The organism is Confluentibacter citreus (assembly GCF_002807055.1).
Lineage (GTDB): Bacteria > Bacteroidota > Bacteroidia > Flavobacteriales > Flavobacteriaceae > Confluentibacter > Confluentibacter citreus.
Genome location: NZ_NIXN01000031.1, coordinates 1 through 1,107 on the forward strand (window position 1 = coordinate 1; position 1,107 = coordinate 1,107).

The window sequence follows — 1,107 nt, forward strand, 5'->3', positions numbered from 1 at the left end:
AACGTGTTCGTGTATGGAAAGTTGCGTGTTTGGGGGCGAGGATTTTCCGAAGGAAAATCGGAAGCCAGCAAACAGGCAACAACCTTTGTTTTAGCTAAAACTAGCAATTTTTTATACACGGTGTTGCCAGCAGTTTTTATTATTAATTTATTTAAATTTTATTACAAATAGTTCAGGTTTAATTCCGAATTTACATTCGACTATTCATAATAATAAATTCCTCGTAGCTTTTTGATTCATTTATATTTCTTTTAAGATTTTCAAAATATTCGTTTTTAGAGTTTTGATATTTTGAATAGCTTATCATTGAGGAACCTTCTCCCATAAAGAGAATAAGTAACAAAAAAGCAAAACATAAGAAACCAATAATTCCAAGAAATTCTAGGTCGGTAATTATACCAATCAAAAAGCTTAAAATAAATACAATTAATAACCATTTAATAGTGCTAAATTCTTTCCAAAATTCATCTTTTGGACCTATTTTATACCATGGGTCAATCTTTAAAATTTGCTTATAAGAATTATACTCTTCTAAAGTTAACATTGTAGGTTTTATAAATCTATATTTTGTTGTAACGGTAGTAATTCTTCCCATTTAAATTTAGATTGTTTTATAAGTTAATGTTTTATTCTTCTCATCTATTGTAAAAACACTCCCATTTTCTATTGATAAAAGAAAATTTCTCATCTGCAATATTTGATTCATATCTGCAGGACAATTTAAGTTTTATTTGTTCAAAATCTTTGCCTAAATTTTCCATATTAATTCCAAAAACAATTTTTAAATTTCCAGTTATCGGATTGTAAACTTTCAAACCTCCAATCAAATAATCCGAATAATTGTTTTGAAAAATTACATATTCTCCAATATCTGGACAATGATACATCGAATATGTTTTTCCATTTTCACTATGTAATATCTCCTCTAATAGATTTTCGACAGAATCAAAATCATTTTCGGTAGTTAATATTTTTTTGCAACCAATAATATATGGTAATGTTTGTTTTTTATTTGATTTTTCTAAAATCTGTTCCCAATATCTTTTTTGCATAATTTTGGTTTCAAATTGCTGGCAACGTGTTCGTGTATGGAAAGTTGCGTGTTTG

Annotated in this window: 2 protein-coding genes; both read right to left on the reverse strand. The window is 27.4% G+C overall.

What is annotated here, in order from left to right:
• Positions 1-190: 190 nt before the first annotated feature.
• On the reverse strand, positions 191-595 hold the full coding sequence (locus CDH49_RS15495; RefSeq protein WP_157805354.1) for a hypothetical protein: 405 nt from the start codon (positions 593-595) through the stop codon (positions 191-193).
• 40 nt (positions 596-635) lie between these two features.
• Positions 636-1,107, reverse strand: a 472-nt coding sequence (locus CDH49_RS15500) for a hypothetical protein (protein ID WP_204524838.1), incomplete at its 5' end; no start/stop codon positions are given.